The sequence below is a fragment of the Sphingomonas hankyongi genome, from assembly GCF_023516575.1.
Taxonomy (GTDB): domain Bacteria; phylum Pseudomonadota; class Alphaproteobacteria; order Sphingomonadales; family Sphingomonadaceae; genus Sphingomicrobium; species Sphingomicrobium hankyongi.
On record NZ_JAMGBE010000001.1, the window covers coordinates 789,118 to 801,946 of the forward strand.

12 protein-coding genes are annotated in these 12,829 nt (G+C 63.9%); 2 read left to right on the plus strand and 10 right to left on the minus strand.

The features are described 5' to 3' along the window. The first annotated feature begins 24 nt into the window (after positions 1–24). The gene (locus LZ538_RS04245) at positions 25–1,689 is read left to right on the plus strand and encodes a dipeptidyl-peptidase 3 family protein (protein WP_249830739.1); all 1,665 of its coding nucleotides are present in this window, start codon (positions 25–27) and stop codon (positions 1,687–1,689) included. A 67-nt stretch (positions 1,690–1,756) separates the two neighbouring features. Continuing rightward, complete coding sequence (locus tag LZ538_RS04250; protein ID WP_249830740.1) at positions 1,757–2,119, plus strand: response regulator; 363 nt, start codon at positions 1,757–1,759, stop codon at positions 2,117–2,119. On the opposite strand, the gene LZ538_RS04255 is transcribed toward LZ538_RS04250, so the two are convergent. From LZ538_RS04255 to pstC, 10 genes are all read right to left on the minus strand, one after another. Beyond that, complete coding sequence (locus LZ538_RS04255) at positions 2,116–3,120, minus strand: sensor histidine kinase (RefSeq protein ID WP_249830741.1); 1,005 nt, start codon at positions 3,118–3,120, stop codon at positions 2,116–2,118. The two genes, LZ538_RS04250 and LZ538_RS04255, sit on opposite strands and share 4 nt — an antisense overlap. Positions 3,121–3,255: 135 nt before the next feature. Continuing rightward, the gene (locus LZ538_RS04260; RefSeq protein ID WP_249830742.1) at positions 3,256–4,803 is read right to left on the minus strand and encodes a porin; all 1,548 of its coding nucleotides are present in this window, start codon (positions 4,801–4,803) and stop codon (positions 3,256–3,258) included. Between the two features lie 104 nt (positions 4,804–4,907). Continuing rightward, positions 4,908–5,945, minus strand: coding sequence for a substrate-binding domain-containing protein (locus tag LZ538_RS04265; RefSeq protein ID WP_249830743.1), 1,038 nt, complete (start codon positions 5,943–5,945; stop codon positions 4,908–4,910). A 130-nt stretch (positions 5,946–6,075) separates the two neighbouring features. Beyond that, positions 6,076–7,089, minus strand: a complete 1,014-nt coding sequence (locus LZ538_RS04270) for an inorganic phosphate transporter (RefSeq protein WP_249830744.1) — start codon at positions 7,087–7,089, stop codon at positions 6,076–6,078. Continuing rightward, positions 7,090–7,734 carry a DUF47 domain-containing protein gene (locus LZ538_RS04275; protein ID WP_249830745.1) on the minus strand — a complete coding sequence of 215 codons (645 nt, stop codon included), beginning with the start codon at positions 7,732–7,734 and terminating at the stop codon, positions 7,090–7,092. It lies immediately after the preceding gene. Positions 7,735–7,817: 83 nt separating this feature from the next. Next, positions 7,818–8,510, minus strand: coding sequence for a phosphate regulon transcriptional regulator PhoB (gene phoB / locus LZ538_RS04280; protein ID WP_249830838.1), 693 nt, complete (start codon positions 8,508–8,510; stop codon positions 7,818–7,820). 5 nt (positions 8,511–8,515) lie between these two features. Then, positions 8,516–9,205: a phosphate signaling complex protein PhoU gene (gene phoU / locus LZ538_RS04285; RefSeq protein ID WP_249830746.1), complete on the minus strand. Its 690-nt coding sequence runs from the start codon at positions 9,203–9,205 to the stop codon at positions 8,516–8,518. 14 nt (positions 9,206–9,219) lie between these two features. After that, positions 9,220–9,966, minus strand: a complete 747-nt coding sequence (gene pstB / locus LZ538_RS04290) for a phosphate ABC transporter ATP-binding protein PstB (RefSeq protein ID WP_249830839.1) — start codon at positions 9,964–9,966, stop codon at positions 9,220–9,222. A gap of 209 nt (positions 9,967–10,175) precedes the next feature. Then, the gene (gene pstA, locus LZ538_RS04295) at positions 10,176–11,390 is read right to left on the minus strand and encodes a phosphate ABC transporter permease PstA (RefSeq protein ID WP_249830840.1); all 1,215 of its coding nucleotides are present in this window, start codon (positions 11,388–11,390) and stop codon (positions 10,176–10,178) included. Between the two features lie 38 nt (positions 11,391–11,428). After that, positions 11,429–12,814: a phosphate ABC transporter permease subunit PstC gene (pstC, locus tag LZ538_RS04300; RefSeq protein WP_249830747.1), complete on the minus strand. Its 1,386-nt coding sequence runs from the start codon at positions 12,812–12,814 to the stop codon at positions 11,429–11,431. Between the last annotated feature and the right edge of the window lie 15 nt (positions 12,815–12,829).

Sequence of the window (12,829 nt, forward strand, 5' to 3'; positions counted from 1 at the left end):
GGAACCGCTGCTAACCAGCCGCGCATGACGAAGACGTACTGGCTCGCGGCCGCCTCCGCGCTCTCGCTTGTCGCTTGCAGCGGCACGTCCACCAGCAACGAGCAAGGCTCGACCAACGCGACCGCGTCCGCGCAGCAAGGCGCCGCGGACAAGCTCGCCCGCATCGATATGCAGGCGGATACGAGCTACCTGACCGACGAAGAGCGGCAGGTCGTCAACCTCCTGATCCAGGCCGCGGACCTGATGAACCCCATCTACCTGCGCCAGGTTTCGGCCGACAATCCGCGTATCCGCGAGGAAATCGCGAAGAGCGGCGACAAGGCGATGCTGGATCGTTTCGACACGTTCATGGGCCCCTGGGACGAGGTCGACGAGGACAAGCCTTTCCACGGCAGCGCGACCCGACCAGTTGGGGCGGGCTTCTATCCCGCCGGCCTGACCAAGGAGCAGTTCGACCAGTATCTGGCTGCGCACGCGGATCAGAAGGATGCGCTGACCAGCGGCTACACGGTGGTGAAGCGTGACGGGGATAAGCTCGTCGCCGTCCCATACAGCGTCGAATATAAGCAATGGCTGGAGCCTGCCGCGCAGAAGCTCGAGCAGGCGGCCGAGATCACCACCAACCCGAGCCTCAAGAAGTTCCTGACGCTGCGCGCCAAGGCCTTCCGCGACGACGATTATTTCCAGTCGGAGCTGGCGTGGATGGACCTCAAGGACACGCCGATCGAGATCGTGATCGGCCCCTATGAGACCTACACGGACGGGCTTTACGGCGCGAAGACCGCATTCGAGGCATTCGTCGTCCTGAAAGACCCGAAGGAGAGTCAGACGCTGGACGTCTACAAGAGCCACCTGCGCGACATGGAGGCCAACCTCCCCGTCGAGGAGAAGTATAAGAACTTCCAGCGCGGATTCGAATCCCCGATCTCGGTCGGCGACCAGATCCGGGGCGGCGGCGACAGCAATCACGGCATCCAAACGATCGCCTTCAACCTTCCGAACGACGAGCGCGTGCGCGAAGCCAAGGGCGCCAAGAAGGTCATCCTGCGCAACCTCATCGCCGCCAAGTACGACCGCATCCTGAAGCCGATGGCCGGCCTGGTCCTGGTCCCCGAGGAAGCGGCCAACGTGAACAGCCGCTACATGTACCTGGAGACCTTGTTCCACGAACTGAGCCACAGCCTCGGGCCGGGCTCGATCGTCGTGAACGGACGCAAGACGACGGTCGACAAGGAGCTGAAGGACGTCGGCAGCGGCTTCGAGGAAGCCAAGGCCGATGTGATGGGCGCCTACAACGTCCTCTTCATGATGGACAAAGGCGTGCTGCCGGCGGCCGAGAAGCCGCAGATCCGCGCGTCTTATGTCGCGGGCCTGTTCAGGGCGATGCGGTTCGGCGACACCGACGCCCACGGCAAGGGCGCGGCGATGCAGTATCGTTACCTCCGCGACAAAGGCGGCATCGTCTGGGATGCGAATGCCAAGCGCTTCCGCATCGACTCGGCGAAGCTGGACGCCGGGATCCGCGACCTCGTCGGCAACATCGTTCGCCTGCAGGCCAACGGCGACTACAACGGCACCAAAGGATTCCTGGCCAAGTGGGCGGTGATGGACGCGGAAGCCAAGCAAATCACCGGCGAGATGGGGCATATCCCGGTCGACATTCATCCGATCTACCCAAATCACGTCTGAGGCGCATTCGCGCGCCGCGCTCAATTGGGTGGATGCGCGCGGAGCGTCGGGGCGCTAGGCTAGGCTCATGAGCGAACTGGCCGGCTGCAGGATACTCGTCATTGAAGATTCCCCCGTGGTGGGCCCGTTCACCGCGGAGTTGCTGGCTGAGCTCGGCTGCGAAGTGGTGGGGCCCGCGCCCAACATGGCGGCCGCACGGGAGCTCGTCGAAAACGAGGAGGTCGACGCGGCCGTGCTCGACGTCCACATCCGTGGAGAGCGCGTCTTTCCCATCTGCGAGATGCTCGAGGCGAAGGGCGTGCCGTTCCTGCTTACGAGCGGATATGCCGACTGGCAGATGCCGGAGAAGTGGCGTGACCGGCCTCGGCTCCAGAAGCCGTACACGCTCGACCAGGTTCAGGCCGCGCTGGCTGCGCTGCTGCCCGCCTAGCGGGCGATTGGCAGGCGCACTTTGACGCTGGTGCCGGTGCCGACAATGCTCTTGATCTCGAGCGTTCCGCGATGCCGCTCGATGATGTGCTTGACGATGGCCAGGCCGAGACCCGTACCGCCCGATTCACGACTCCGAGCTGCATCAACGCGGTAGAAGCGCTCGGTCACCCTCGGGAGGTGCTCGCGCGGGATGCCCGGACCATGATCGGTGATCGCGAGAATGATCCAGGAGCCGCTTCGCGAGGCGTTGAGCTCGACCCTGGATTGCGGGCTGTCGCAACCGTAGCGCACGGCATTGCTGATCAGATTGTCGAGCACCTGAATCAGCTGCGCGCGATCCCCTCGGATGGCTGGCAAGTCGCCAGCGACGCTCACGTCCAGCTCGCACTGGCCGCCCCGCCCGGGGCCGGCATTCGCGAGGGCCGTATTCACGATCTCGTCGACCTCTACCGTCTCGGCCGGCGCGACGAACCGGTCCGCCTCGATCCGCGACAGGCTCATCAGATCTTCGATGATGCGCAGCATTCGGCGGCCTTCATCGCGGATGGTGCGGCCGAAGTTCGACCGCAGCTCCGCCGGCAGGTCGCCTTCGTCCGCAAGCGTTTCGGCATAGCCGATGACGGTCGACAGCGGCGTCCTTAGCTCGTGGCTTGCGTTCGCGACGAAATCGACGCGCATCTTTTCCGCCGACACCGATTCCGAGCGGTCGAACAATCGGAGGAGGGAGGCGCCATGATGCAAAGGCCGGATTACAAGGCGCCAGGAGCGTCCCAGCTCCACGATGCCGGTAACGTCCACTTCCGCGGCTTCGTTCGCGAGGATGCGCTCGAGCGCCTGCGGCTGGCGGATGGCGAGGCGCACGTCGCGGCCCTCGATGCCGCCGCCGAACAGCTCTCGGGCCGGGCCGTTCCCGACCCGGACGATGCCGCCACTGACGATCAGCGCCGGCTCATCCAGCGCGTCGACGATCGCCCGTTCCGAGGCTGAAAGTTCCGCCATCGCGCCTTCTGTAGCGGATTGATCCGCTTCGGCCACGCCATCCACGGCAGTCGCCCCCTCGCCTGGTTGGCGAGGGGGCTGCCTTTCGAGCCGAAGGGGAGAGGGGGACCGAAAGGCGTCGCCTGACGTCACGCTTTAGAAGTCGATCTGCGCGCGCATAGTGAAAACGTCGCTGTCGAACTCACGCTTGTTCGCCGGCTCCGACGTGTCGTTGCTCACCAGGAAGCGGGGGCCACCGGTCACGTTGATGTGCGAATATTGCGCCATCAAGCGGACATAGTCGGTCGGATTCCAGATCCCGCTGAGCTGGTAGGCAACCTGCTTGCCGCCGTTGACGTAGTTCGGAGCGGTCACGGTTGCGCTGTCTGCGACGCGATCGTTCAGATCCAGGTAGTCGACGCGCCCGTTGATCTGGAATGCGCCCCAGCCGCCCTCATTGAACGGGTGAAGAACCTTCACTCGGCCGAAGCTTCCGCCCTTGTAGGCGCGAGTCTCTCCGGTGAGATAATAGCCGAGCTCGAAATAGCCGCCCCAGAAGCCCGGGTTGCCGTTGAGCGCAGTGCCGTTCGGCGTCGTGTTGGTGTCGGGGTCGAGAAGAAGCGCGGCCTGCTCGGCGGGCGTGTAAGTCCCGCGCACCCATACCTTCTGCGCTTCCGCAGCGACGTGGAAGCTCTTCAGGATCGCCGCGACCTCGAGCCCTAGTATGTCGTCACCCTTGGACGAAAGAGCGCCGGTGCTGATGAAGCGCTGGTCGGTGATCTGGGTCATCGGTCGCGCCTGATAGTTGCGGGACTGCGCTTCCTTCTTGTTCGTGCGATGCTCGAAGTTCGCGCCGAGGTGCAGGCGAGCGGAGCCGAGGTTCGGCGAGAAGACGCCGCGCGCTGCGAACACCCAGCCGGTGCGGTTGAAGCTTTCCTGGTTCATTTCCTCGCTGAAGATGCCGCTCTGGAACGTCCAGCGATCGGTCGCCTTGTCGGTAGCGATCAGCGCGGCACCGATGCGGCGGTTATGGCTGAACGCGTCCGTGATGCCGGCGCGCTCCATGAAGGACGTGTATTTGGAGCTGGTCATCGTCTCGAGGCTGGAGAACGGATAGAAATATCCGGCCTGGACCGTCAGCGGCGACTTCCCGCCCTTGAAGTCATAGGCGAGGAACACGTCCTCGAAATCGACCAGCGACTGCGCGAAGTTGAATTCCGCGCTGTAGCGGAAGCCGCCGGGGATCGTGCCGTCCGCGCCGATCGTCAGTCGACGGGCGCGCGTGTTCCAGCCGAGGTTGCCGTAGTTCAGACCGCTGACCGTACCGCGGCGCTCATCGCCATCCGGAAAGCCCACGTAGCCGGCGTCATATTGCAGCAGGCCCTTGGGCTTGAAGCTCCAGCCCGCTTCCTTATCCTCATATTGCGGCGCGCCCTTCCATGACGGTGTCACCTTGGTGACTTGGGCCTTCAGCTGCTCGATCGAGTCCTGCAACGCTTCGATTTGCGCCTGCATCAGCTCGATCTTCGCCTCCGCGTCGTCGACCGGAGCGGCCTGCGCGATCGCCTGGTCCGCGGTCGCATCCGACTGATCGGGCTCCGTCGGCTCGGGCTGAGCCTGTGCGGCAAGATCCTGCGCCCATGCCGGCGCCGAGAATGTGAGTGCGCTACTCGCGAGGAGAGCGGCGACCAACTTCAACTTCATCTTCCTATTCCCCTTATCCCCCACCCCGAAACTGCGGGGTCTGGGGACGCCCGAGCCGACCGGGCCCAGGCGTCCAATTCCGAATTGCACTTCGCCGACGAACCCTATTTGAGGCTCGCCAGATTCAGCGGAGCCAGGTTACGCGCAGCCATCTGGCTGCGGGCACGAATATTGTTCGGCGCCGCGATCATCCCGCCCGACCGTCGCAGATAGCCGTTCGGACCGAACGTGCTTTCCTTCGTGAACTCTGCGACGAACGCGCGGACCGCCGGGATGGCGGCGACGTGGGCGTTCTTCACATAAACGAAGAGCGGACGTGCTCCAGGATATTTGAAGCTGCTGATCGAATCGTACGTCGGCGTCACGCCGTTGATCGGAATGCCCTTCAACTTGTCCATATTCTCTTCGAGATAGGAGAAGCCGAACACGCCGATCGTGCCCTGGTTGGCCTCGATCTTCTGGACGATGAGGTTGTCGTTCTCGCCGGCCTGGATGTAGGCGCCGTCCTCACGAACGCCCTGGCAGATCGCCTTGAACTTGTTCTCGTCGCTCTTCTTCAGCGCAGCCATCGAGGCATTCGCTTCGCAGGGCGGCGTCAGGATGAGCTCCGCGAGCGCGTCGCGCGTGCCGCTGGTCGTCGGCGGGCCGTAGACCCGGATCGGAATGGCCGGCAGGCGACCATTCACGTCCTTCCAGGTCTTCGCGCGGTTCGGCTTCCCGAACGGCGTCTTGGCGAGGGCGAGATAGATGTCGCGCTGGCTAAGGTTCGCCAGCGGGCTGTTCTTCGCGGTGGCGAAGGTCACGCCGTCGAGGCCGACCTGGATCTCGGTGATCTTGCTGACGCCGTTCGCAGCGCACAGCTTGGCCTCGGACGCCTTCATACGCCGCGACGCATTCTCGATGTCCGGGAAGCGCTCGCCAACGCCGGCGCAAAAGAGCTTCATGCCCGCGCCGGTGCCTGTCGATTCGATGATCGGCGTGCCGAGGCGTGGATTGGCGCGAGCAACGCGCTCCGCCACCAGCTTCGCGAACGGATATACGGTCGACGATCCGACCGCGCGCATGGAGCGCGCATCGGCGTTTCCGGAAATGGTGAGCGCCATCACCGCGGTCGCGGCGAGGCCAATCGACTTGCAATACATTCTACCTTCCCCTTGAACGGACATCATCTCGTCCGCTGAGTCGGGGACTAGGCCGGGGTCGCGACGGTTGTTTGAAGCTTTTGTTTCGTTTCTGTGACGGTGCTCTGGAGCAACAGCGCCCTCAGAACGATCAGAAAAAGGTCGTCAGTGCGTAGAACATGGCCGCCACGGCAGCGGAGGCCGGAATCGTGATCACCCATGCGACCATCACGTTCTGGGCAACCTGCCAGCGCACAGCAGATGCGCGCCGCGCCGCACCCGCGCCGATGATGCAGCCGGTGATGGTATGGGTGGTGGACACGGGAATGCCGAGCCAGGACGCGGTCAGAAGCATCACCGTCCCGCCGGTCGATGCGCTGAATCCCTGATGCTGCGATAGCTTTGTGATGCGCGTGCCCATCGTTTCGATGATGCGCCAGCCACCGGACAGCGTGCCTAGTCCGATCGCGATGTAGCAGCTGATCGCGACCCAGTGCGGTACGTGAAAATCACCATGAAGATAGCCCGTCGAATAAAGCAGCACGGCGATGATCCCCATCGTCTTCTGCGCATCGTTGAGGCCGTGGCCGATCGAATAGGTCGCGGAGGAGACGAGGTGCAGCGCGCGAAAGGTCCGCTCGGCGCCAGCGGCGGTGGCTCTCACGCCGAGCCAGCTGGTTACCAACATGATGAACATCGACAGGATCATGCCGAGAGTGGGCGAAAGGACGATCGCGATCAGCGTCTTGTTGAGGCCGCTCCATTGGATACCGGTGAAGCCCGCATGTGCCATGCCGGCGCCGACCAGGCCGCCGACCAACGCGTGGCTCGAAGATGACGGAATGCCTTTGAGCCATGTCACCACATTCCAGAACATCGCGCCCACGAGCGCGCCAAAGACCACCGCGGGCGTGACGAGATCCTTGTCGATGATCCCCTTTCCGATCGTGTCGGCCACCTTGTGCAGCTCGGGCACCGCAAGCGAGAGGAAATAAGCCGCGAAGTTGAAGAATGCGGCGAAGATAACCGCCTTTCCCGGGCTAAGGAGGCGAGTGGCGACGACCGTCGCGATCGCATTCGCCGCATCGTGAAGGCCGTTCAGGAAGTCGAACGCGAGCGCGACGATGATCAGGCCGACGAGCAGTGGGAAGGCGAGCTCGTGCATCTAGGCGTGGTCGATTACGATGCCGTCGATCTGGTTGGCGACATCCTCGAACGCGTCAGTGACCCGCTCGAGGTTCTTGAAGACTTCGCGGGAGATCGCAAAATCGACCGGACTCTTCGGAGCGATTTCCTGGAAGGCCTTTTTGAGGCCGGCCGCATGAAGGTCGTCGGCATCGCCTTCGAGGCCGACCAGCCGCCCGGTCAGCTCATGAAGCCTGGCGCCATTGGCACTGACATTGCGAAGAAGCGGAACAGCCTCGGCCGTGACTGCGGCAGCCTCCGCGATCAGATCGACGATCTGCTTCATCTCGGGCCGCAGCTCTCTCAAATCGTAAATGTCGACCGCGCGAGCCACGGCGAGCATCTCATCGATTGCGTCATCCATCGCGCCGATCAGCGACGTGATCGCGCCCCGATCGAACGGGGTCAGGAAGGTCTTCCGAATTGCCGTCAGCACATCGCGGATGATGTCGTCGGCCTGATGCTCCTGATCATGAATCTTCTCGAGGATCTCGCTCGGCGTGCCCCCATCCGCTGCGAGCTCCTGCAAGACCTTCGCTGCTCGGACCAGGGTCGCGGCGTGAGCCTCGAACATGCCGAAGAAATCGCCCTTCTGGGGCAGCAGCCGCTGGAACCAGGCGAACATGAGCCCCCTTCAAACGATGGCGTAACGCCTCGCATTTAGCCGAAAGCTGCCCGATGGCCATAGGCCCGGGTGCTCAAAGGGACTTATCGTTCGCTGTCGAGCGAGTAACCCGCCGAACGCACCGTCCGGATCAGATCGGGGCGGCCATTGGCGTTAAGCGCCTGGCGAAGGCGCCGCACGTGCACGTCGACGGTGCGGGAATCGATGTCTGGGTCGTGCGACCAGACAGCGTCGAGAAGCCGATCGCGCGAGAAGACACGCCCGGGGTGTTCCAGGAAATGGCGGAGCAGCCGGAACTCGGTCGGCCCCAATGGAACCTGCTCCCCGCCGCGCCGGACCCGATGGGAGGCCACGTCCATCTCCAGGTCGGCATAGCCGAGCCGCTCGCCGGCAAGAGCCGGGCGCACGCGCCGGAGCACGGCATCCACCCGGGCAACCAGCTCGCGTGGGCTGAACGGCTTGGTGACGTAATCGTCCGCGCCAGTCTCGAACCCGCGGATTCGATCGCTTTCTTCGCCACGGGCAGTGAGCATCATCACGGGAAGGTTGGCGGTCGTGGCGCGACGCCGAAGACGCCGGCAAACTTCGATGCCGCTGATTCCCTCGATCATCCAGTCGAGCAGGATGACGTCGGGGCGGACTTCCTCTGCGAGGATCAAAGCCTCATCGCCATCGCCCGTTCGGGTCACCGCATAGCCGGCGCGCTCGAAGTGGAATGTCACGAGGTCCGCCAGCGCGCGGTCATCCTCTACCAGCAGCAGATGCTTGCCGGCCAAAGCGTTCACCGCACCGTCCTCCCAAGCCCATCGGCCATGTGCGTTCCCGTCGCCGCATAATAGACCATCTCGGCGATGTTCGTCGCGTGATCCCCAACCCGCTCCAGGTTCTTTGCGACGAAAAGGAGGTGCGCCGCCTGCCCAATCGTGTGGGGATTTTCCATCATATGCGTGAGCAAGGTGCGGAAGATCGAATCGTAGAAATCATCGACCGCATTGTCGCGCTCGCATACGCGCACCGCCGCCTCGGCATCGCGTTCGACGAATGCATCAAGCACGTCGTGCACCATTTGCATTGCGATGCGTGCCATCTCCGGAAGCAGCGACAGCGGCTCGATCTTGCCGACATTCTCGAGCTGCGGGACGCGCTTCGCGATGTTCTTCGCATAGTCGCCGATGCGTTCGACGACTCCCGAAATCTTGAGCGCCGCGACAACGTCGCGAAGGTCGCCGGCCATTGGTGCCCGCAATGCAATGAGTTGCACTGCGCGCCGCTCGGTCTCGATCTCAAGCGCGTCGAGCTTCTGGTCATCCTCGACGACCCGCAATGCTCCGTCCAGATCGCGGTCGACCAGGCAGCGCATCGCCTCCTGGATCGCATGCTCGGCAAGACCGCCCATCTGGCTGATGAGGGCCCGCAGCCGCTCGATATCCTCGTCGAACGCCTTGAGCGTATGTCCGCTAGCCTGCTGCATTGGTCCTGCTCCGATCAGCCATAGCGGCCCGTGATGTAATCCGTTGTGCGCTGCATGCGCGGATTGGTGAAGATCTCCGAAGTCTTCCCATATTCGACGAGCTCGCCGAGGTGGAAGAATGCCGTGCGCTGCGACACGCGAGCGGCCTGCTGCATATTGTGGGTGACGATCGCGATGGCGTAGCGGCCGCGCAGCTCATGTATGAGCTCCTCGATCTTCGCTGTCGCGATCGGGTCGAGCGCCGAGCAGGGTTCGTCCATCAGGATCACTTCGGGATCGACGGCAATGGCGCGCGCGATGCAAAGCCGTTGCTGCTGGCCGCCGGACAAGGCTGTCCCGCTTTCCTGCAGGCGGTCCTTCACCTCTTCCCAGAGGCCGGCGCGCCGGAGCGACTTCTCGACGATCTCCTGAAGCTCCACCTTGTTCGTGGCGAGCCCGTGAATGCGGGGGCCGTAAGCCACATTCTCGAAGATCGATTTCGGGAATGGGTTAGGCTTTTGGAACACCATGCCGACGCGCGCGCGGAGCTGCACGACGTCCATGCTCGACGATGTGATGTCCTCATCGTCGAGCGCGATGCGACCGGTCACGCGTGCCGTCGGAATGGTGTCGTTCATCCGGTTGAGGCAGCGAAGGAAGGTGGACTTGCCGCAGCCCGAGGGGCCGATGAAAGCCGTGACCAGGTCGTCGTAAATCTTGATCGAAACGTCCTTGAGCGCCTGCTTCTCGCCGTAGAAGACGCTGACCTCGTCCGCGCGCATCTTCGGATCCCGGCCGGTGTCGAGATCAGGGACAGATGCTTCCTCGATATTCGGCTGGTGCGAGACGTCGATGCGCGGCGCGCTGTCGGTCATGTCCGGCTCGGCATCATCCGCAAAGGATGGGGCTTCGCGATGGGCGGCGGCGGGAATCGCGGCCGACGGGGTCACCGGCGTCGTGGGCGTGATCGGCATTTTTTCTTTCATATCCATCACCAGCGGCGCTCGAAGCGGTTGCGAAGGTAGATTGCGAGGCCGTTCATCAACAGCATGAACAGCAACAGGACGATGATCGCGGCGCTTGTCTTCTCGACAAATGCGCGGTCGACTTCATCGGACCAAAGGAAGATCTGAACCGGCAAAACGGTCGCGGGATCGGTGACCCCGTCCGGCGGCGCGGCGATGAATGCGCGCATGCCGATCATCAGGAGCGGCGCAGTCTCGCCGAGCGCCCGCGCCATGCCGATGATCGTGCCCGTAAGAATACCCGGCAGGGCGAGCGGAAGCACGTGATGGAACGTCACCTGCATCTTGGATGCTCCCACGCCTAGCGCGGCGTCACGGATCGACGGCGGCACGGTCTTGATCGCGTTGCGTCCCGCGATGACGATCACCGGCATGGTCATGAGCGCGAGCGTCATGCCACCGACCAGAGGAGCGGAGCGCGGCAGGTTCATTACGTTGAGGAAGACCGCGAGCCCGAGGAGGCCGAAGATGATCGACGGCACGGCGGCCAGGTTGTTGATCGACACCTCGATGGCGTCGGTCCAGCGGTTCCGCGGAGCGAACTCTTCGAGATAGACGGCAGCAAGCACGCCGACGGGAAAGGCGAGCGCCATCGTCACGAGGATGGTGAGGAACGTCCCCTTGAGCGCGCCCCAGACGCCGACCGACGTCGGATCGGTCGAATCGGACGATTCGAGGAAGTTCGCGTTGAAAGTACGCTTGAGCGAGCCACGCGATTCCAGCGCCTTGACCATGCGTTCGCTGGCCTCATCGCCTTCGTGCTTGGCGGCGACGTCGAGCTTGCTCCCGACCGGCAGCCAGAAGGTGGGCCGCTGCGTCAGGATATCGGGATTGGCGACGATCTCGCGAGTTAGCCGCGTCGTCGCGGCGTCGCCGAACATTTCCTCGGCACTGCTTCCATAAGCGGCGACTGCCGCCTTCGAGATCGCGCCCTCGATATCCGCCGACGCGACGGTCTGTTCGGCGTCCGGACCGCGCAGGGTCGCGGGATCGAGGAACAGGTCCGTCTTGCTGAAGTCGATCGGAAGCGCCGCTTCAAAATGGCTGAAGCCGCCGAGCCCGCGCGAGGCCATCGACCACAAAAGGAAGGCGAGGAAGAGCACGGAAAGGCTGATCGCTGCGAACCCGGCGCCGCGGAACCAGCGCTCCGCGACATACCGCCGGCGCACGCGCCGAAGCATCTTCTCTTCCTTCCAGCGGGTGGCCGCGATTGCGGTCGTCACTCGTATTGCTCCTGATATTTGCGCACGATGTGCAGCGCGATGAGGTTGAGCAGCAAGGTGATCAGGAACAGCGCAAGGCCGAGCGCGAAAGCCGCCAGCGTCTTGGCGCTGTCGAACTCCTGGTCGCCGGTCAGCAGCTGAACGATCTGCGTCGTCACCGTGGTCACGCTCGCGAAGGGATTGGCGGTCAGGTTGGCGGCAAGTCCGGCCGCCATCACCACGATCATCGTCTCGCCGATGGCCCGGCTGACGGCGAGCAGGATACCGCCCATGACGCCCGGGAGTGCGGCGGGAAGCAGCACCTTGCGGATCGTCTCGGACTTGGTTGCGCCCATCGCCAGGCTGCCGTCGCGCATCGCCTGCGGAACGGCCGCAATCGAATCGTCGGACATCGAGCTGACGAACGGGATGATCATGACGCCCATGACCGAGCCGGCCGCAAGCGCGCTTTCGCTGCTTGCGGAGCTAACGCCGATCGCAAGTCCGAAATCGCGCACGGCAGGCGCCACGGTGAGCGCCGCGAAATAGCCGTAGACGACGGTCGGAATGCCGGCGAGGATCTCTAGGATCGGCTTCAGCCAGGCGCGAACCCGCGCATGCGCATATTGCGTGAGGTAGATCGCGCTCATCAGGCCGAGCGGTACGGCAACGACCATCGCTATGATCGCGCCGATGAAGAACGTGCCCCACATGAGCGGCACCGAGCCGAAGGCGCCAGACGAGCCCGCCTGGTCGGCACGAAGCGCAGTCTGCGGGCTCCATTCGAGGCCGAACAGGAAGGATTGGACCGGGTAGAGCCGGAAGAAGCGCAGGCTCTCGAACATCAGCGAGAGCAGGATTCCAAGCGTCGTCAGGATGGCGATGAGCGATGCCGCGAACAGCAGGCCCATCACCCATCTTTCGACCCCTGTCCGCGCGCGGAATTGGGGGTTGCTTCGCCGCACGGCGAAGGCGGCGGTAGCCAGCGCAACCGCAATGGCGATCAGGCCGCCAAACAATGCGTAACGCTGCTCGGCAGCGCGGATTCGAGGCGCCAGCGTGGTTGATTCAGGGTTGAAGCCCGCCTCGCGGTCTCCGTGCGCAATCTCCCGCGCTTCCGACAAAATGGACTCGCGCTGCATCTCGAAGGCCGGCAGCGCCTTGCCCTCGGGGCTCGACAGGACCGTCTGGTCCACAAGCCGCGACTGCATCGGCGCCCAGGCCGCAATCAGCAACAGCGCCGGGATCGCAGCCCACAAGGCCGCGTGCGCGCCGTGATAAACCGGCAAGGAATGCAGTCTGCTGCCGCTGCTCGCGCGCAGGCGACGGGCACGGGCATAGCCCAGCCAGGCGGCCGCAAGGGCGACCGCGAGGATGGCGACGAACGCCAGGCCGAGGCTCATGCCGCTCGCCGCCTT

Coding starts and splice junctions, on each gene's coding strand:
- LZ538_RS04245 (WP_249830739.1), top strand. CDS start 25: ATGACGAAGACGTACTGGCTCGCGGCCGCCTCCGCGCTCTCGCTTGTC.
- LZ538_RS04250 (WP_249830740.1), top strand. CDS start 1,757: ATGAGCGAACTGGCCGGCTGCAGGATACTCGTCATTGAAGATTCCCCC.
- LZ538_RS04255 (WP_249830741.1), bottom strand. CDS start 3,120: ATGGCGGAACTTTCAGCCTCGGAACGGGCGATCGTCGACGCGCTGGAT.
- LZ538_RS04260 (WP_249830742.1), bottom strand. CDS start 4,803: ATGAAGTTGAAGTTGGTCGCCGCTCTCCTCGCGAGTAGCGCACTCACA.
- LZ538_RS04265 (WP_249830743.1), bottom strand. CDS start 5,945: ATGTATTGCAAGTCGATTGGCCTCGCCGCGACCGCGGTGATGGCGCTC.
- LZ538_RS04270 (WP_249830744.1), bottom strand. CDS start 7,089: ATGCACGAGCTCGCCTTCCCACTGCTCGTCGGCCTGATCATCGTCGCG.
- LZ538_RS04275 (WP_249830745.1), bottom strand. CDS start 7,734: ATGTTCGCCTGGTTCCAGCGGCTGCTGCCCCAGAAGGGCGATTTCTTC.
- phoU (WP_249830746.1), bottom strand. CDS start 9,205: ATGCAGCAGGCTAGCGGACATACGCTCAAGGCGTTCGACGAGGATATC.
- pstB (WP_249830839.1), bottom strand. CDS start 9,966: ATGCGCGCGGACGAGGTCAGCGTCTTCTACGGCGAGAAGCAGGCGCTC.
- pstA (WP_249830840.1), bottom strand. CDS start 11,390: ATGCTTCGGCGCGTGCGCCGGCGGTATGTCGCGGAGCGCTGGTTCCGC.
- pstC (WP_249830747.1), bottom strand. CDS start 12,814: ATGAGCCTCGGCCTGGCGTTCGTCGCCATCCTCGCGGTCGCCCTTGCG.